The sequence below is a fragment of the Acidovorax sp. HMWF029 genome (assembly GCF_003060895.1).
GTDB lineage: Bacteria > Pseudomonadota > Gammaproteobacteria > Burkholderiales > Burkholderiaceae_C > Acidovorax.
Window position 1 is genome coordinate 1 of record NZ_QAIH01000113.1, and the last position, 18,223, is coordinate 18,223.

The window sequence follows — 18,223 nt, forward strand, 5'->3', positions numbered from 1 at the left end:
GTGCGTGAAGGGACCTGTTTGAATGTCACATCCGTTCGGGCTGAGCCTGTCGAAGCCTTGCGCAGCGCTTCGACTGCGCTCAGCGTGAACGGTTCGTGGGGTTGCGTGTCTTTCCTAGTCTCCCTGGAACACCGGTTTCTGCTTGGCGGCAAACGCCTCGTAGGCGCGGCGGAAGTCTTCGGTCTGCATGCAGATGGCCTGGGCCTGCGCCTCGGCCTCGATGGCCTGCTCGATGGTCATGCTCCACTCCTGGCTGAGCATGGTCTTGGTCATGCCGTGGGCGAAGGTGGGGCCGTCGGCCAGCGTGCGCGCCGTGGCCTGCACATTGGCCAGCAGGTCGGCGCTTTCATACAGGTCGTTGAAGAAGCCCCAGGCCAGGCCTTCGTGCGCGGTCATGGCGCGGCCGGTGAACAGCAGCTCGCTGGCGCGGCCCTGGCCGATCATGCGCGGCAGCAGTGCGCAGGCGCCCATGTCGGCACCGGCCAGGCCCACGCGGGTGAAGAGAAAAGCGGTCTTGGTCGCCTGGGTGCCGTAGCGCATGTCGCAGGCCAGCGCCATCATCGCGCCCGCACCGGCGCAGATGCCGTCGATGGCGCCCAGCACAGGCTGCGGGCAGGCGCGCATGGCTTTGACCAGGTCGCCCGTCATGCGCGTGAACTCCAGCAGCTCGGGCATGGTCATGGTGGTCAGCGGGCCGATGATCTCGTGCACGTCGCCGCCGGAGCAGAAGTTGCCGCCCGCGCCGGTGACGACGATGGCTTTCACGTCGGTGGCAAAGCGCAGCGCGTAGAAGAAGTCGCGCAACTCGGCATAGCTCTGGAAGGTGAGCGGGTTCTTGCGGTCCGGCCGGTTGAGCATGACGGTGCCCACGCCATCGGCAAAGCTCCAGCTGAAATGCTCGGCCACGTAGCTGGCCTGCGGGTTGAACTGCTCGCGCATGGGGTTGCTCGCCCCGATGTAGTGCTTCATTCGGCGGTCTCCAAGGAATTGTTTTGTGTGTGTTCTTTCACCTTGCCAAGCAGCCGGTACAAGGTGGCGATGTCGCGCTCGCCCAGCGTGGCGAAGGCCTCGACGATCCATTGCTCGTGCTGGCGCGCCATGGTGTTGAACTGCTCGCGGCCTTGCGGCGTGAGGCGCACCAGGTACGCGCGGCGGTCGCCTTCCACGTCCATGCGCTCCACCAGCCCCTCGGCCACCAGCTGGTCGGTGATGCCGGTGATGTTGCCGCTGGTCACCATCATGCGGCGCGAGAGTTCTTTCATCTTCATGCCGTCCGGCGCGCGTTCGAGCTGCGCCATCAGGTCAAAGCGCGGCAAGGTGGTGTCGAACTGCGCGCGCAGGTGGCTGCGCACCTGCTTTTCGATGAGCTGGGTGCAGGTGAGTAGGCGCAGCCACAGGCGCAGTGCCTCGGGGTGTTCGCTGGGGGCTGCGCCGTGCAGGCGGGCTTCGAGGTCCATGGCTAGCCTTCTTCCTCGGGTGCTCTGCTTTTAGTAGCTGATTGCGCCTGATTGGTAAGCGCTGCAAGCTGTTTTTGCTTGGATATCTCGCGCAGCATCTGGTCGCGTCCGCTGGCGTACTGCACGGGCCAGTCGGTGTGTGCGGCGGCCACGGGGCTCAGTTGCGCAGCGGCGTGCAGCGTCCAGGCGGGGTCGGCCAGGTGGGGGCGGGCGATGGCGCACAGGTCGGCGCGGCCTGCCGCGACGATGCTGTTGGCGTGGTCCGCTTCGGTGATCGCACCCACGGCCATGGTGGCAATGCCCACTTCGTTGCGGATGCGGTCGGCAAACGGCGTCTGGTACATGCGGCCATACACCGGGCGCGAGTCGCGTGTGGTCTGGCCAGAGGACACATCGATCAGGTCTGCGCCTGCCGCCTTGAACAAGCGCGCGATGGCAATCGCGTCGTCGGCGGTGTTGCCATCGGGGAGCCAGTCGTGGGCCGAGATGCGCACGGAGAGCGGCTTGTCGGCGGGCCACACGGCGCGCAGCGCGGTGAACACTTCGAGCGGGTAGCGGCAGCGGTTGTCCAGGCTGCCGCCGTATTCATCGGTGCGCTGGTTGGTGGCGGGGCTCAAGAAGCTGGCCAGCAGGTAGCCGTGGGCGCAGTGCAGCTCCAGCCAGTCAAAGCCGCAGGCCACGGCGCGGCGGGCGCTGTCCACAAAGGCGGCGGTCACGCGGTCCATATCGGCACGGGTCATGGTGGCAGGCGTCTGGTTCTGCGCGCCGTAGGCGAGGGGGCTGGCGGCCAGCAGGGGCCAGTTGCCCGCCTCCAGCGGCTCGTCCGTGCCTTCCCAGCCCACGCGCGTGGAGCCCTTGGGCCCGCTGTGGCCCAGTTGCAGGCCGATCCTGGCCGTGCTGCTGCCGTGCACAAAGTGCACGATGCGCGCAAAGGCGGCTTGCTGTGCGTCGTTCCACAGGCCGGGGCAGGCGGGCGTGATGCGGCCCTCGGGCGTGGGGCTGGTCATCTCCACCATCACCAGCGCCGCGCCGCCCAAGGCGCGCGCGCCCAGGTGCACCAAGTGGAAGTCCTGCGGCACGCCTTCGACCGCGCTGTAGGTGGCCATGGGCGAGACGACGATGCGGTTCTTGAGCGTCAGGTCTTTCAGGCTGAATGGCGTGAGCATGGGCGGAATCGCCGCCTTGCCACCGGCCAACCAGGCCTCATAGCCTTCCAGCCACGCGGCATCGCGCAGCCGCAGGTTCTCGTGGCTGATGCGCTGGCTGCGCGTGAGCAGCGAGTAGGTGAACTGCTCGATGGGCATGCCGGTGTAGCGCGCCACGTTTTCAAACCACTCGGTGCTGTTGCGCGCGGCGTTCTGGATCTTGAGCACCTCCACGCTGCGGCGTGCCTCGTAGTGCTGCAATACTTCATCGATAGGCAAGCCGGTTGCAAACTCATTGGCCAGGTCGATGGCGTCTTCGAGCGCCAGCTTGGTGCCGCTGCCGATGGAGAAATGCGCCGTGTGCGCGGCATCGCCCATCAGCACGATGGGTACCGGCTTGCCGCCAATGTTCTCGCTGTGCACCCAGGTATTGCAGATCACGCGCGGAAAACGAATCCAGTTGGCCGAGCCGCGCAGGTGCGTGGCATTGCTGATGAGTGCGTTGCCGTCCAGATACTTCGCGAAGAGCTTTTCGCAAAACGCAACCGCCTCGGGCTGTTCCATCTGGTCCAGGCCGTGGGCCTTCCACACGGCCTCGGGCGTTTCGACGATGAAGGTGGAGGTGTCGGCATCGAACTGGTAGGCGTGGGCCTGGAACCAGCCATGCTCGGTTTGTTCGAACGCGAAGGTGAACGCGTCGAACTTCTTTTTGGTGCCCAGCCACACAAAGCGGCACTGGCGCAGGTCGATGTCGGGCTGGTAGGTGGCAGCGTAGCGGGTGCGGATGCGGCTGTTGAGGCCGTCGCTGGCAATCACCAGGTCGGCGTTGTACTGCGCGGCGAGCTGCTGGTCGTCGGCCACGTCGGTTTCAAACTGCAGGTCCACGCCCACCGCCAGGCAGCGCTCCTGCAGGATGTTGAGCAACCGCTTGCGGCCAATGCCACAAAAGCCGTGGCCGGTGGAGCGCACGCTGCGGCCCTTGAAGAACACCTCGATGTCGTCCCAGTGGTTGAACGCATCGCCGATCAGCGCCGCCGTGGGCGCATCGGCCGCCTGCAGGTTGGCCAGCGTCTGGTCTGACAGCACCACCCCCCAGCCGAAGGTGTCGAACGGCCGGTTGCGCTCGACCACCGTGACGCGGTGCGCGGGGTTTTGCTGCTTCATGAGAAGGGCGAAATAGAGACCGGCGGGCCCACCGCCAATGCAGAGGATGTTCATGCCAAAATAGTTTAGACCTAAACAAATGGCTGTCAATGGGGCGTTCCCGAGCCGACTTTCGTGGCCTCTGCCACCTGACCAGCGCACAATCACCCTGAAGGTGCCGTGCAGCCTGCCCGGCCACTGTGGGAACCACCAGGAAAGGACCCCCTCCATGCTTTACAAATTCAAGTCCCGCGCCGCCGCTGATCTGATCATGTTGGAGCCCCAGGGGCGGCAGATCGTGACCATCATGGGCAAGACGCCGGGGGCCAGCGGCATCGTGACGGCGGCGCAGATCCCGGGCGCCATCGCAGCGCTGGAGGCTGCTGTAGCTGCCGAAGAAGCCCAGCCGCCGGTGAATGAGGCCGGCGACGAGGCGACGGAGCAAGAGCGTGTGGAGGCGGTGCGCCTGCGCCAGCGTGTCGCGCCCCTGATCGAGATGCTGCGCCGCAGTGCCGCCGAGCAGGTGGATGTGGTGTGGGGCGTGTAGCCATGGCCCCCGTGTTGTCGCCCTGGGCGGTGGTGGACTCCGAGCTGATCACCCGCAACTTCGCCGAGGGCCTGGGCACGCTGGAGATGTTGTGTGTTTATGAGGTGGCGAACGGCCGCATCCAGCGGGCGTCGTTTGCCACGGGTGAAAAGCGCCTGGGGCCTGCGTCATCTCCTGAAGACTGACTGAAGGCGGCAGGGGGCGCCAGTGTGCGCCAGTCCCTGTCAGTCCACCTTGGCGCCCGAGGTCTTCACCACCTGCGCCCACTTCTTGTGTTCGCTGTCGATGTGCTTGGCAAAGTCGGCGGGGGTGTTGCCGCCAGGGATGGCGCCCTGGGCCAGCAGCCGCTCCTTCATGGCCGGTGTGGCAAGGGACTTGGCAACTTCCTGCTGGATGCGGTTCACCACATCGGGGGGCGTGCCGGCCGGGGCCAGCAGGCCGAACCACGAGCTGGCCTCATACCCTTTGAGCGTGGTTCCCCCTGCCTGCTCCACTGTGGGCACATCGGGCAGGGCGCCGGAGCGCTCAGCGCTGGTCACTGCCAGGGCGGTGAGCTTGCCCGCTTTGATCTGGGCCATGGATGAAGGCAGGTTGTCGAACATCACATCGGCGTTGCCTGCCACCATGTCCATGAGTGCGGGGCCCGAGCCTCGGTAGGGCAGGTGCAGCATGAAGGTGCCTGTCATGCTCTTGAACAACTCGCCCGCCAGGTGGATGGAGGTGCCGTTGCCGCTGGAGGCCATGTTCATCTTGCCCGGATTGGCCTTGGCCACGCGGATAAAGTCCTGCACATTGGTGATACCCATGCTCTTGGCCTTGTCGGTATTCATCACCATCACATTGGGCACGGCCGCCACCAGCGTGATGGGGGCAAAGTCTTTGATGGGGTCGTAGGGCAGTTTTGCGTACAGCGCGCGGTTGATGCCGTGGGTTCCCACCGTGCCCATGAGCAAGGTGTAGCCGTCGCCCGCAGACTTGGCTGCCAATTCGGCGCCAACGTTGCCACCGGCCCCCGCGCGGTTGTCCACGATGAACTGCTGGCCAAATGCACGGCTCAGTTCTGGTGCCATGGCGCGGGCCAGGATGTCGGTAGTGCCGCCGGGCGCAAATGGAACGATGATGCGCACGGGCTTGGTGGGCCAGCCCGCGCCTGCCGGGGCTGCGGCCTGCGCATGGGCCGTTCCCGGTGTCAGCAGCGCACCGGCTGCTGCCACAGCCAGTGCGCCCAGCGCACTCAGAGTCAAGGCCAGGGCCACGGCTTTGCGGCGGCTGCGCGCATGGGCGCGCGCCTGTATCTGCGCGCTGGTGCGCGCCGGGGTGCGGAAGTCGTGTGCTTGTGCCATGGAAGCCATTCCTCGTTGAAACCATTGAAAGCTTGCGCCTCTGCCTGTGCTTGTTCGGCGCGTCTGACCTCTGTTCTACGCGGGTGTGTGCGGTCCGGGCAGATGGGATTACCCGAGGGTGTCGCAGTCTTGCAAGTTGTCGTGCGTGTTTCCGTGCGTGCGCCTGTCGAGGTGGCGCAAGGTTGCGTCACAAAAAAGAAAGCCACCGGGCCGAGGCGCGGTGGCTGGGGGCGGGCGGTGATGCGATGCCGCACCGCCCAGGTTGGCAGCCGCGCTGCCGGGTCAGTCGGCGTAAGTGCCGGCAGCCTTGATCACAGCGCTCCATTTTTCGATTTCGGCGGCCACAAACTTCTTGTGCTCGGGGCCATCCACGCGCTTGTCGGTCACCACCACGGCGCCCAGGGCTTCCTGCTTCTTGATGAACTCGGGGTCCTTCATTGCGGTCTTGAGGGCTTCGTTGATCTTCTTTTGCACATCGACAGGTGTGCCTTTGGGTGCATACAGGCCGTGCCAGATGGTCACGTTGAAGTCCTTCAAGCCCGATTCTGCGAGGGTAGGCAGGTCCTTGAGGGCCGGGGTGGTGAGGCGCTGGCTGGTGGTAACGGCATAGGCCTTGACCTTCTTGCCCTCGATCTGCGATGTGGTGTTGGTGGTCTGGTCGCACAGCAGGTCGATCTGGCCGCCGATCAGGTCGGTGATGGCCGGGGCGGTACCCTTGTACGGCACGGCGGTCATGTCCACTTGCATCGCGCTCTGAAACATCATGCCGCACAGGTGCGATGCAGCGCCCAGGCCAGCATTGCCCAGGTTGATCTTGCCCTTGTTTTGCTGGATCCAGGCGGTGAGTTCCTTGAAGTTGTTCGCGGGCATGGTGGGGCGCGCGATCAGTGTCATGGGCACTTCGTTGACCATGCCCAGGTATTCAAAGTCGTTGGGAACGCTGAACGAGAGCTTGCGGTACAGCGCAGGCATGGTGGACATGCCAATGTGATTGAGCAGCAGCGTGTAGCCATCGGGGGTGGCACGGGCCACGCGGGCGGCGCCGATGGAGCTGCCGGCACCGGCGGTGTTGTCTACGACCACGGTGGCGCCCAGGGGCTTGCGCAGTGCTTCGGCCAGGTCGCGGGCCACGCGGTCGGTCGGGCCGCCAGCCGCAAAGGGCACCACGATGGTGACGGTCTTGTCCTTGGCGGGGAACTCTTGGGCACTGGCGCCAAAGGCCACTGCTGCGGCGGCAGCAATCAGTGCGAGTTTCAGCATCTTTTTCATGGTCTCTCCTATAAATGACGGGCCATGATAGCGAGGGGCATTTGCGGAAACATTGCGGATAGTACGTAGCACACTGGCGACATGGTTTTTAAGTTCCAGCGGCCTGCTACGCCTTTCTGTATTGATTATTTTGCTATTGATTAAGTAGCGTGCGTTAGGGTAAACACTGCGGTTCCCCGGTGCGCAATGTGGGCTTGTTTGGCGCTGCCGCAAGTCCGCTGGGCAGGGGGCGGCAGCGTAGCCTGAAGGCCACGGCAGGCTACTTGTAGCTGCGCGCGTCCTCGATCACCTTGCCGTCGTTGGGCAGTGTGCCAGGGGGCACCATCTGCACGTCGCCGCGCAGCTTGGTCACTTCGCGGATGGCTTCGCTGAGCTGGTGGGCCAGGCCTTCGGCAGTCTCTGTGGTTTCGACCTGCAGCACCATCTGATCGTTGGCCATTTCGCCGCTGACGACCAGGCGCGCGCGCAGCACCTGAGGAAAGCGCCGCGCAATCGTGGCCACCTGGCCTGGGTGCACGAACATGCCGCGCACCTTGGTGGTCTGGTCGGCGCGGCCCATCCACCCCTTGATGCGGGTGTTGGTGCGGCCGGTAGGGCAGTGGCCGGGCAGCACGGCCGACAGGTCGCCAGTGCCAAACCGGATGAGCGGGTAGTCGGGGTTGAGTGTGGTCACCACCAGCTCGCCCACCTCGCCCTCGGGCACCGGGTCGCCGGTGCCGGGGCGCACGATCTCGACGATCACGCCTTCGTCGAGCACCAGGCCTTCGCGGGCTGACGTTTCGTAAGCAATCAGGCCCAGGTCGGCAGTTGCATAGCACTGGTAGCCCGCGATGCCCCGCTCGGCGAACCAGTCGCGCAGCGAGGGCGGAAAGGCTTCGCCCGACACCATGGCCTTGGTCAAGCTGGGCAGCGCCACGCCCAGTTCTGCAGCCTTCTCGACAATGATCTTGAGAAAACTCGGCGTGCCGATGTAGCCCGCAGGTTTCAGCTCGGCCATGGCCTGTACCTGTTGCTCGGTCTGGCCCGTGCCGCCGGGGAAGACCGTGCAGCCCAGCGCGTGCGCGCCGGTTTCCATCATCGAACCCGCAGGCACGAAGTGGTAGCTGAAGCTGTTGTGGATCAGCTCCCCGCCCCGAAAGCCTGCGGCGTGGATGGCGCGCGCCATGCGCCAGTAGTCGGGCCGTGTCCCCTCGGGCTCATAAATGGTGCCAGGGCTGGCAAAAATGCGAGTCATGCCGGGGCCAAAGCCCAGTGCGCTGAAACCGCCAAACACATTGGTGGCACGGCTCGCTTGCTGGCGTTCCAGCAACTCGTACTTGCGCGTGACGGGCAACTGGGACAGTGCCGTTCGGCTGTTGACGCTCGATGCGTCCACGCCAGCCAGGATGCTGGCAAACGCTGGTGATGCCTTCTGGGCATGGGCAATCTGCTGCGGCAGCGCCGCCATCAAGGCCGCTTCGCGTGCTGCGGGGCTGCGGGTTTCCAGGTCGTCATAGAACGTGTTCATGCCTGGGTTTCCTTGTGAGGTGGTTGAAATTGAAATTGGCCTCTAGCGCTTATCCATCAAACGCAAAAAGCTATGAAATCAGGAGTGATTCGTTCGACGTTTGAAAAGGTGCGGAGCCTTGAATACCGGCGCTGACGAAAGCCAGCGCCACCGCGCAAGGGCCGCCCCGCCGCGCTGGTGGTGTCCCCCTGAGGGGGAAGGCGCGCAGCGCTACAGGGGGGCATTTCAGGCCAGCCAGCGCTTGCGCCGCTTGTAGCTTTTGACATCCTTGAAACTCTTGCGCTCACCGCCGCCCATGCCCAGGTAGAACTCCTTGACGTCCTCGTTGTTGGCCAGGTCCCTGGCAGCGCCGTCCATCACCACGCGGCCGCTTTCCATGATGTAGCCGTAGTCCGAGTACTTCAGCGCCATGTTGGTGTTCTGCTCGGCCAGCAGGAAGGTCACCTTTTCCTTGGTGTTGAGGTCCTGGACGATATTGAAGACCTCTTCAACGATCTGCGGCGCCAGGCCCATCGAGGGCTCATCCAGCAGCACCATGCTGGGGTTAGCCATGAGCGCGCGGCCGATGGCGCACATCTGCTGCTCACCACCTGAGGTGTAGGCCGCTTGCGAGGTGCGGCGTGTCTTCAGGCGCGGAAAGTAGTTGTAGACCTTCTCCAGATTCGCCGCGATCTCGGCTTTGCTGGTGCGCGTGTAGCTACCTGTCATCAGGTTCTCTTCGATGGTCAGGTGGGCAAAGCAGTGCCGCCCCTCCATGACCTGCACTACGCCGCGCTGCACCAGGTCGGCGGGCGAGAGGTTTTCGATGCGCTCGCCCCGCAGCTCGATGCTGCCTTTGGTGACCTCGCCGCGCTCGCCCTTGAGCAGGTTGGAGATGGCGCGCAGGGTGGTCGTCTTGCCCGCACCGTTGCCGCCCAGGATGGCCACGATGGAGCCTTGTGGAACCTGCAGGGAAACACCCTTTAGCACCAGGATCACGTGGTTGTAGATGACCTCGATGCCGTTGACGTTGAGAACAATGCTTTTTGAGTCCATGGTGTTGCCTTCGCTGTGCCAATCCAAAGAGCTGCTGCAGGTGCAACTCTTTGGATTGGTGGCTGCGCCAAAAGGAGCAACCACAAATCACTGGCCGTAAAAACTGTCGCGGCCCAGGCCAGTGCCACCGCGCAAGGGCCGTCCCGCCGCGCTGGTGGCGTTCCCCTTCCCGATTCGCGCGGCGATTCGAGAGAAGGGGGAAGGCGCGTTAGCGCCTCAGGGGGATGTGCCGAATCAAGACTGGCAGTCTTCCGGCGTACGGGGTGCCAGCTTCTTTTCGGTCGCGTATTTGGCAGCGGTGGATTTCACCAGTGGCTTGATGATCTGCTCGTCAGCCTGCAGCCAGTCCGAGGTGAACTTCCAGCCCTTGCCATCCCAGGTGTGGATGCGTGCCCAGGCTGCGCCCATGTGGTCTGCGCAGGATGTGCTGATCGGGCGCATCACACCGGCAAAGCCAAGTGTGTCCAGCTTGGGTTGTGTGAGGTTGAGGTTTTCCAGACCCCAGCGCACCTGCTCGCCGGTCATGACCTTGCCTTTGCCAAAGCGCTCCTGCGCAGCACGGATACCTTCAATGCCCAGCATGGCGCTCATCGCGCCGCGCATGTACAGCACCTGGCCCACTTCGTCCTTCGGCCCTGTGCCCTGGCCCTTTTCGTGCACCATGGTCAGGATGTCCTTGACCACCTTGGACTGAGGTTCGGCGCCGTGCTGCATCGTCACGGCGTTGTAGCCCTTGGCACCGTCTGCCACGTCCTTCACGTCGGGTTCTGCGCCGGCCCACCACACGCCGTACATCTTCTCGCGCGGATAGCCCGTGGCCTGGGCTTCCTTGATGGCGGTGGAGTTCATCACCCCCCAGCCCCACAGCACCACATAGTCAGGGCGCGCCTGGCGCACCTGCAGCCAAGTGGCCTTTTGCTCGACGCCGGGGGAGGTGACAGGCAGCATCTGCAGGTCAAAGCCGTGCATGCGGGCGCGCTCCTGCAGCAGCGGGATGGGCTCCTTGCCAAACGGGCTGTCGTGGTAGATCAGCGCGATCTTCTTGCCCTTGAGCTTGTCAAGGCCGCCTTCCTTCTTGCCGATGGCCTGGATGATGGCGTCGCTGGCCACCCAGTAAGTGCCGGCGATGGGGAAGTTCCACTTGAACACCGATCCGTCCGCGCTTTCCGAGCGGCCATATCCGATGGTCACCACAGGAACCTTGTCGGCCGGTGCCTTCTCCGTGATGGCGAATGTGGCCCCGGTGGACAGCGGCTGCACGAACGATGCGCCCTTGCCCTTGAGGCGCTCATAGCATTCGACGCTGCGGGCGGTGTCGTAGCCGGTCTCGCACTCTTCGAACGAGAGTTTGACGCCGTTGATGCCACCGCGTGCATTGACGAGCTTGAGGTAGTCCACGAAGCCGTTGGCCCAGGGAGCGCCGTTGGGGGCAAAGGGGCCAGTGCGGTAGGAAAGCACTGGGATGTACTGCTCCTTGGCCTGGGCGTAGGCGCTGGTGGACAGCGTGGACATGCCGGCGGCCAGCGCGGCTACAGCGATCACGAGATTGCGAAGCTTCATGGTTGTCTCCTGTGAATAAAGGGTCGAGAGGTCACACGGGCGGGCTCTTCAGTGCCCTGCATGCTGCGCAAGCAGCGGCACGGGGATACAAGCCTCTGTAGGGAAAACGGTTGTCATGGGGCTGCTGGCAATGGTGTTCAAGTTCAATGCGGGAACGGCCACAGGCGTAGCTTTTGCTTTCCGATGGACCACAGCTTGGCCAGCCCGTGCGGTTCCACGATCAGGAACCACACGATCAGCGCGCCGAAGATCATGAACTCCGCATGCACGATGGCTGCGGTGGAAATCGTGAGACCGAACAGTCCGACGAAGGCGGGCAGGAATTGGTTGAGCGCAATGGGCAGCACCACGATGAAGGCGGCGCCAAAGAAGCTGCCCATGATGGAGCCCATGCCGCCAATGATCACCATGAACAGCAGCCGGAACGACATGTCGACCGAGAAGGCTCCCGGCTCCCATGAGCCGAGGTAGACGAAGGCCCACAGGGCGCCGGCCATGCCGACGATGAAGGAGCTGACGGCAAATGCACTGAGCTTGGCGTACATCGGGCGGATGCCGATCACCGATGCCGCCACGTCCATGTCGCGGATCGCCATCCATTCGCGGCCGATGGCGCCACGCACCAGGTTCTTGGCCAGCAATGCCACCACCACCAGGATGGCCAGGCAAAACAGGTACTTGCTGGTGGCAGACTCGATCGGCAGGCCGAACACCTGCAGGTTGGACACCGACACCGTGCCCGAAGGTGTGTCCAGCGTGAACCACTTGATGCGAAGGAACATCCAGTCGCTGAAGAACTGTGCGGCCAGCGTGGCCACCGCCAGGTACAGGCCCTTGACCCGCAGGCTGGGCAGCCCGAAAAGGATGCCGAAGAATGTGGCGCACAGCCCGCCAAGGATCAGTGCGGGAATGAGTGGCAGACCCGGCAAGCGCATGAAGAAGTTGTAGGCCCCGTAGGCGCCCACCGCCATGAAGGCGCCCGAACCGAGGGAGATCTGCCCGCAGTAGCCCACCAGAATATTCACGCCCAGCGCGGCCAGCGACATGATCACCAGCGGGATCAGGATGGCGCGAAAGAAGTAGTCGGTGGCCAGTGCTGGCACCACCAGAAAGGCAATGGCCAGCAGCAGTGCGATGACGATGCGGTCCTGCGCGATCGGGAAGATCTGCTGGTCGGCCCGGTAGGTGGTCTTGAACTGGCCGTTTTCGCGGTAGAGCATGGGAAGTCTCCTGTGTTCTTGTTGTTATGGTTCAAACGCGATCGATGATTTTTTCGCCAAACAAACCCTGGGGTCTGAACAGGAGAAACACCAGCGCCAGCGCATAGGCAAACCAGATCTCTATGCCGCCGCCCACGTACGGGCCCAGGTAGACCTCCGACAGCTTCTCGCCCACGCCGATGATGAGTCCGCCGATGATGGCGCCGGGCACGGATGTGAGGCCACCCAGGATCACCACTGGCAGGGCCCGCAGGGCCACCGTGGCCAGCGAGAACTGCACGCCCAGCTTGCTGCCCCAGATCATCCCGGCCACCAGGGCCACGACGCCCGCCACGCACCATACGATCACCCAGATGCGGTTGAGCGGGATGCCGATGGACTGTGCCGCCTGGTGGTCATCCGCCACGGCACGCAGCGCCCGGCCGGTGCCTGTCTTCTGGAAGAAGATGGACAGGGCAACCACCAGCGCGGCGGCAATGGCTGCCGCAATCACGTCTTCCTTGTTGATCAGCAGACCGCCGGGAAACATGGAGTCCAGCACGAACACGGGCTCCTTGGGCATACCGATGTCGATCTTGTAGATATTGCTGCCGAAGATTGTCTGGCCCACGCCCTCCAGGAAGTAGGTAATGCCGAGCGTTGCCATCAGTAGCGTGGCACCTTCCTGGTTGACCAGGTGGCGCAGCACCAGTCGCTCAATGAGCCATGCCACGATGAACATCACTGCACCTGCCAGCACGAAGGCGATGAGGTTGGCAACGATGGGGTTGGACAGGCCCGTCCACTGGGGCACCCATTCTGCAAACCGCGCCATGGCCAGCGCTGCAAATAGCACCATGGCGCCCTGTGCAAAGTTGAAGACGCCCGAGGCTTTGTAGATGAGCACGAAGCCCAGCGCCACCAGCGAATACAGCATGCCCGCCATTAGGCCGCCGATCAGTGTTTCGAGGAAAAATCCCATGTTCTTTTCTCCTGTACGTCGCGGCGTCAGTGGGATGTGCCCAGATACGCGCTGATCACGTCCTGGTTGCTGCGCACCTCGTCGGGCGTGCCGTCGCCGATCTTCTTGCCGTAGTCCAGTACCACCACGCGGTCGCTGATGTCCATCACCACGCCCATGTCGTGCTCGATCAGCACGATGGTGGTGCCGAACTCGTCGTTCACATCGAGGATGAAGCGGCACATGTCCTGCTTTTCTTCCACGTTCATGCCGGCCATGGGTTCATCGAGCAGCAGCACCTGTGGCTCCATGGCCAGGGCTCGGCCCAGGTCCACGCGCTTTTGCAGGCCGTAGGGCAGCTGGCCCACCGGCGTCTTGCGGTAGGCCTGGATTTCCAGGAAGTCGATGATGTGTTCGACGTGCTCGCGGTGGAGGATTTCCTCGCGCTCGGCGGGGCCCCAGCGCAGCGCCTGCAGCAGCAGGTTGCTTTTGATCTTGAGGTTGCGGCCCGTCATGATGTTGTCGATCACGCTCATGCCCTTGAACAGCGCAAGGTTCTGGAACGTGCGCGCCACGCCCATCTCCGCCACCTGGCGCGAGTTCATGTGCGAGAACGTTTTTCCCCGGAAGGTGATGGAGCCATCCTGCGGCGTGTACACCCCGTTGATGCAGTTGAGCATGGAGCTCTTGCCTGCGCCGTTGGGGCCGATGATGGCGCGGATTTCATGCTCCTTCACGTTGAAGGAGATGTCGGTCAGCGCCTTCACGCCGCCAAACCGGAGGCTGATGTTGTTGACGTCGAGGATGACGTCGCCGATCTTCTTGGTGCTCATGGGTTGTCTTCCGGCGCGTGGGTCAGGCAGCGTTCTTCACGGGGGCAAATGTCTTTGCGTCTGACAGCTTGAGCGTGGCGCTCACGCTGCCGGTGCGGCCGTCTTCAAACTTCACCTGCGTCTCGATGTATTGCTCGGTGCGGCCGGCATACAGCGCATCTACCAGCACGCCGTACTTGTCGGCAATGAAGCCGCGGCGGACCTTGTTGGTGCGGGTCAGTTCTCCGTCGTCGGCATCCAGCTCCTTGTGCAGCACCAGGAAGCGGCTGACCTGGCTGCCTGCCAGCATGGTGTCGGTGGCCAGGTCGGCGTTGACCTTCTCGATGCACTCGCGGATCAGCTCATACACCTCGGGCTTTTGCGCCAGGTCGGTGTAGCCGGCGTAGGGCAGGTTGCGGCGCTCGGCCCAGTTGCCTACGGCATCGAAGTCGATGTTGACCATGACGCACACCTTCTCGCGCTTGTCGCCCAGGGCCACTACTTCCTTGATGTGAGGGAAGAACTTGAGTTTGTTCTCCACATACTTGGGTGCAAACATGGCGCCATCGTTGGCGCCGCCCATGATGCGGCCCACGTCCTTGACGCGGTCGATGATCTTGAGGTGACCGTGAGCGTCCAGAAAGCCCGCGTCGCTGGTGTGGTACCAGCCATCGGCCGTCAGCACTTCGGCGGTGGCGGCCGGGTTCTTGTAGTACTCCTTGAGCAACCCGGCCGACTTGACCAGGATCTCGCCGTTGTCGGCCACCTTGATTTCCACGCCGCGAATGGGCACCCCCACCGTGTCGGCGCGTGCCTGGTTGTCGGGCTGCAGGCAGACGAATACGGCGGTCTCGGTCGAACCGTAGAGCTGCTTCAAGTTGATGCCGATGGAGCGGTAGAAGGTGAACAGGTCGGGGCCGATGGCCTCACCTGCTGTGTAGGCCACGCGCACGCGGCTGAAGCCCAGGTTGTTGCGCAGCGGGCCGTAGACCAGCAGGTTGCCCAGCGCGTACTTGATGCGGTTCAGGGTGCCCACGGCTTCGCCGTCCATCAGCGCGGGGCCCACGCGCTTGGCCACGGCCATGCAGGCGTGGAACATCTTGCGCTTGATGGCGCCTGCGTCTTCCATGCGGATCATCACGCTGGTGAGCAGGCCTTCAAAAATGCGCGGCGGCGCAAAGTAATACGTTGGGCCGACTTCCTTGAGGTCGATGGTCACGGTGCTCGCCGACTCGGGGCAGTTGACCACGTAGCCGCAGGCCAGCCACTGGGCGTAGCTGAAGATGTTCTGGCCGATCCAGGCCGGGGGCAGGTAGGCCAGTACCTCTTCGCTGCTGGTGAGCTTGTCGAACTCTGCACCCGCGCTGGCGCGGTCCAGCAGTGTGCTGTGCGTGTGCACCACACCCTTGGGGTTGCCCGTGGTGCCCGACGTGAAGAACATCGCTGCCACGTCGTTGGGCGTGGCCTTGGCCACCTCGGCGCGGAACCACTGGGGGTGCTTGGCGACATGGCCTGCACCGGCCTCGATCAGTGCGTCCAGCGAGGCCAGACCAGGCTCTGCGTAATTGCGCAGGCCGCGTGGGTCGTCAAAGTAGATGTTCGAAATCTTCGGGCATTGCTCGCGGATTTCGAGCAGCTTGTCCACTTGCTCCTGGTCTTCCACCAGACAAAAGCGCACCTCGGCGTTGTTGAGCGGGAAGATGCATTCGGCGGCCACCGCATCCTGGTACAGCGGCACGGGGATGGCGCCCAGCGACTGAGCGGCCAGCATGGTGGCGTACAGGCGGGGGCGGTTGGCGCCGATCACCACCATGTGCTCGTGGCGCTGCAGGCCCGCCAGGTGCAGGCCTGCGGCCACCTGTTCCACCAGGCGCACCAGGTCGGCCCAGCTGTGGGTTTGCCAGATGCCATATTCTTTTTCGCGCAAGGCCGGGGCCGTGGGGCGCTCGGCGGCATGCTTGAGCAGCAGTTGCGGGAACGTGGTCAACATTGCAGGTTCCTGAAAGTGAAAAGGTGTCGGCCCGGTGACAGCCGGGGGCGCAGGCTTGTGTTTGCGCGATGGGGGAATGCTAGGACCCACTTTGACGTCGTCTTGTCTTTCCGACGACAATTTAGGGGTAACTCCTTGGTGGGTAAAACCCTGCCTGTGGGTGGGCGGTATCCTCCAAGCCATGTACGCCCCGTTTTTCGGTCTCCAGCATCCCCCGTTTTCCATTGCCCCGGACCCGCGCTACCTGTTCATGAGCGAGCGCCACCGCGAGGCCCTGGCCCACCTGCTGTATGGGTTGGATGCAGGCGGCGGTTTTGTGCTGCTCACCGGTGAGGTGGGCGCGGGCAAGACCACGGTGTGCCGCTGTTTTCTGGAGCAGATCCCGGCGCACTGCAACGTGGCCTATATCTTCAACCCCAAACTCACTGTGAGGGAGTTGTTGCGCTCCATCTGTGACGAGTTTGGCGTGCCCCACAAACCCACGGTGCCAGGCGGTGTGGAGACGGTGAAGGATTACATCGACCCGCTCAACGCCTCGCTGCTGGCGGCGCATGCTGCAGGGCGCAACACCGTGCTCATCATTGACGAGGCGCAGAACCTCTCTGCCAATGTGCTGGAGCAGTTGCGCCTGCTCACCAACCTGGAGACCAGCGAGCGCAAGCTGTTGCAGATCATCCTGATCGGCCAGCCCGAGCTGCGCACCATGGTGGCCAGCCCCGCGCTGGAGCAGTTGGCGCAGCGTGTGATTGCACGCTTTCATCTGGATGCGCTCAGCCCGCGCGAGACCCAGCAGTACATCGCCCACCGGCTGGCCGTGGCGGGCCTGCAGGGGCCCGCGCCTTTCAGTCAGCGCGCCATCGCACGAGTACATGCGCTGTCGCGCGGCGTGCCCCGGCGCATCAACCTGCTGTGCGATCGGGCCATGCTGGGCGCCTATGCCGCCGGGGTGCGTGAAGTGAGTGCCACCATCGTCAACCGGGCCGCGCGCGAGGTGTTCGACGCCCCGGCTTCGGCCGCCGCTGCCCGCCAGGGCCAGCCCTTGCTGCCCCGCTGGGCGGTGGCGGCCCTGGGCGCCGTGGCAGGGGCTGCGCTGGTGGCGGCGGGTGGCTGGGCGCTGGGGGCCTGGTCCCCGCTGGCCCCACGCGGTGCGGGCGCGCCGGTGGCGGCCACGGCGCCCGCATCACCAGCCAGCGCGGCGGTGGTGGCAGGTGCCCGTGCACAGCCCCCGGCCGCAGCCGCCAGTGCTGCTTCGGTGGCGGGTGCTGCTGCAGCAGCGGCAACAGCGGGTGCATCCACCCCGTCTGCGGCGCCGGCGGTGGCCGCACCGGTATCCGACCTGCATCAGTTTCTGGCGACCCTGCCCGCCAGCGATGGCCAGGCATGGCAGGCGCTGGCCACCCGCTGGGGCGCCAGCGTGCCCGAGGGCGCCGATGCCTGCGCCACACTGCCGCGTGAAGGGCTGCGCTGCTACCGCAACCGCCGCGCGGGCCTGAACCTGGTGCGCCAGATCGACAGGCCGGTGCTGCTCACGCTGTTCCCTTCAGACGATGGCGACAGCGCCGTGTCCGCCGTGCTGCGCAGCCTGGACGGCGACACCGCCACGCTCGAAGGCGCGGGCCGCACGCTGCAGGTGCCCGTGGCCGAGTTGGCCCAGGTGTGGCGCGGCGACATCGCCACCCTGTGGCGCGCCCCGATCGGCATGCCCGACAAGGGCGACATAGCCGAGAGCAGCGCCGGTGCCGCCTGGCTCGACAAACAACTGGCTATGGCCGCCGCAGGTGGCACCGGCATTGGCGCGGGCGCGCGCGCTGCCACCCCTGCCGCACGCCAGGCGCGCATCCAGCGTTTTCAGCTGGCCCAGGGCGTCACGCCCGATGGGCGCGCCGGCCCGCTGACCCTCATGCTGCTCAACCGTGTCAACGGTGTGAGCGAACCCCGTTTGCGCACAGGAGCCTGATCCCCATGTCCTACATCCTTGATGCGCTGCGGCGCGCGGAAGCCGAACGGGGGCGGGGCGGCGTGCCTGGGCTGCATTCGCAGGCTGTGCCGGTGCCTGGCGCCGCGCCGGTGGCCGAGCGGCGTGCCGCGTCTCCCTGGCTCATGGCCAGCGCGGGTGTGGCCGTGGCGGCCGTGGCCGTGGCGGGCACCTGGTGGGTGATGCAGCGCCCGGCCCCTGCGCCTGCCGTGGTGGTGGCTGCCGCCCCAGCGCCCACCCCTGCGCCGGTGTCTGCACCGTCCGCTCCAGCCTCACCAGC

Annotated in this window: 15 protein-coding genes and 1 pseudogene; 4 read left to right on the forward strand and 12 right to left on the reverse strand. The window is 64.7% G+C overall.

Annotated features, from left to right (window positions below):
• Window positions 1-114: 114 nt before the first annotated feature.
• The 3 genes from DBR12_RS07745 to DBR12_RS07755 are packed head-to-tail and all read right to left on the reverse strand — an operon-like array spanning window position 115 to window position 3,820.
• Window positions 115-969, reverse strand: a complete 855-nt coding sequence (locus DBR12_RS07745) for an enoyl-CoA hydratase family protein (RefSeq protein WP_108616722.1) — start codon at window positions 967-969, stop codon at window positions 115-117.
• Complete coding sequence (locus DBR12_RS07750) at window positions 966-1,457, reverse strand: MarR family winged helix-turn-helix transcriptional regulator (protein WP_056059723.1); 492 nt, start codon at window positions 1,455-1,457, stop codon at window positions 966-968. Before DBR12_RS07750 ends, DBR12_RS07745 begins: the two co-directional genes overlap by 4 nt.
• A 2-nt stretch (window positions 1,458-1,459) precedes the next feature.
• Window positions 1,460-3,820 carry a bifunctional salicylyl-CoA 5-hydroxylase/oxidoreductase gene (locus DBR12_RS07755; protein WP_108616723.1) on the reverse strand — a complete coding sequence of 787 codons (2,361 nt, stop codon included), beginning with the start codon at window positions 3,818-3,820 and terminating at the stop codon, window positions 1,460-1,462.
• A gap of 154 nt (window positions 3,821-3,974) precedes the next feature.
• Between DBR12_RS07755 and DBR12_RS07760 the strand changes: the two genes are divergently transcribed.
• Entirely contained in the window at window positions 3,975-4,292 is a 318-nt protein-coding gene (locus tag DBR12_RS07760; protein ID WP_108616724.1) for a DUF1840 domain-containing protein, read from the forward strand.
• A 2-nt stretch (window positions 4,293-4,294) separates the two neighbouring features.
• Window positions 4,295-4,477 carry a hypothetical protein gene (locus DBR12_RS07765; RefSeq protein WP_108616725.1) on the forward strand — a complete coding sequence of 61 codons (183 nt, stop codon included), beginning with the start codon at window positions 4,295-4,297 and terminating at the stop codon, window positions 4,475-4,477.
• 39 nt (window positions 4,478-4,516) lie between these two features.
• On the opposite strand, the gene DBR12_RS07770 is transcribed toward DBR12_RS07765, so the two are convergent.
• The 9 genes from DBR12_RS07770 to DBR12_RS07810 form a co-directional block, all read right to left on the reverse strand.
• Window positions 4,517-5,635: a tripartite tricarboxylate transporter substrate binding protein gene (locus tag DBR12_RS07770; RefSeq protein ID WP_233244345.1), complete on the reverse strand. Its 1,119-nt coding sequence runs from the start codon at window positions 5,633-5,635 to the stop codon at window positions 4,517-4,519.
• A gap of 282 nt (window positions 5,636-5,917) precedes the next feature.
• A complete protein-coding gene (locus DBR12_RS07775; RefSeq protein WP_108616726.1) occupies window positions 5,918-6,904 on the reverse strand; it encodes a tripartite tricarboxylate transporter substrate-binding protein in 987 nt (328 codons plus the stop codon).
• A 259-nt stretch (window positions 6,905-7,163) separates the two neighbouring features.
• Window positions 7,164-8,411: a phenylacetate--CoA ligase family protein gene (locus DBR12_RS07780; protein ID WP_108616727.1), complete on the reverse strand. Its 1,248-nt coding sequence runs from the start codon at window positions 8,409-8,411 to the stop codon at window positions 7,164-7,166.
• A 225-nt stretch (window positions 8,412-8,636) separates the two neighbouring features.
• Window positions 8,637-9,446 carry an ABC transporter ATP-binding protein gene (locus DBR12_RS07785; protein ID WP_108616735.1) on the reverse strand — a complete coding sequence of 270 codons (810 nt, stop codon included), beginning with the start codon at window positions 9,444-9,446 and terminating at the stop codon, window positions 8,637-8,639.
• A 234-nt stretch (window positions 9,447-9,680) separates the two neighbouring features.
• Window positions 9,681-11,006, reverse strand: coding sequence for an ABC transporter substrate-binding protein (locus DBR12_RS07790; protein WP_108616728.1), 1,326 nt, complete (start codon window positions 11,004-11,006; stop codon window positions 9,681-9,683).
• 143 nt (window positions 11,007-11,149) lie between these two features.
• The gene (locus DBR12_RS07795; protein ID WP_108616729.1) at window positions 11,150-12,226 is read right to left on the reverse strand and encodes a branched-chain amino acid ABC transporter permease; all 1,077 of its coding nucleotides are present in this window, start codon (window positions 12,224-12,226) and stop codon (window positions 11,150-11,152) included.
• 31 nt (window positions 12,227-12,257) lie between these two features.
• On the reverse strand, window positions 12,258-13,187 hold the full coding sequence (locus tag DBR12_RS07800) for a branched-chain amino acid ABC transporter permease (protein ID WP_108616730.1): 930 nt from the start codon (window positions 13,185-13,187) through the stop codon (window positions 12,258-12,260).
• 26 nt (window positions 13,188-13,213) lie between these two features.
• The gene (locus tag DBR12_RS07805) at window positions 13,214-13,999 is read right to left on the reverse strand and encodes an ABC transporter ATP-binding protein (RefSeq protein ID WP_108616731.1); all 786 of its coding nucleotides are present in this window, start codon (window positions 13,997-13,999) and stop codon (window positions 13,214-13,216) included.
• 22 nt (window positions 14,000-14,021) lie between these two features.
• Window positions 14,022-15,968: a long-chain fatty acid--CoA ligase gene (locus DBR12_RS07810; RefSeq protein WP_108616732.1), complete on the reverse strand. Its 1,947-nt coding sequence runs from the start codon at window positions 15,966-15,968 to the stop codon at window positions 14,022-14,024.
• A 181-nt stretch (window positions 15,969-16,149) separates the two neighbouring features.
• Here DBR12_RS07810 and DBR12_RS07815 point away from each other — a divergent pair, with 181 nt between their 5' ends.
• Window positions 16,150-17,925 carry an ExeA family protein gene (locus tag DBR12_RS07815; protein WP_108616733.1) on the forward strand — a complete coding sequence of 592 codons (1,776 nt, stop codon included), beginning with the start codon at window positions 16,150-16,152 and terminating at the stop codon, window positions 17,923-17,925.
• Between the two features lie 5 nt (window positions 17,926-17,930).
• Window positions 17,931-18,223, forward strand: a pseudogene (locus DBR12_RS22175) (hypothetical protein); the annotation flags it as partial.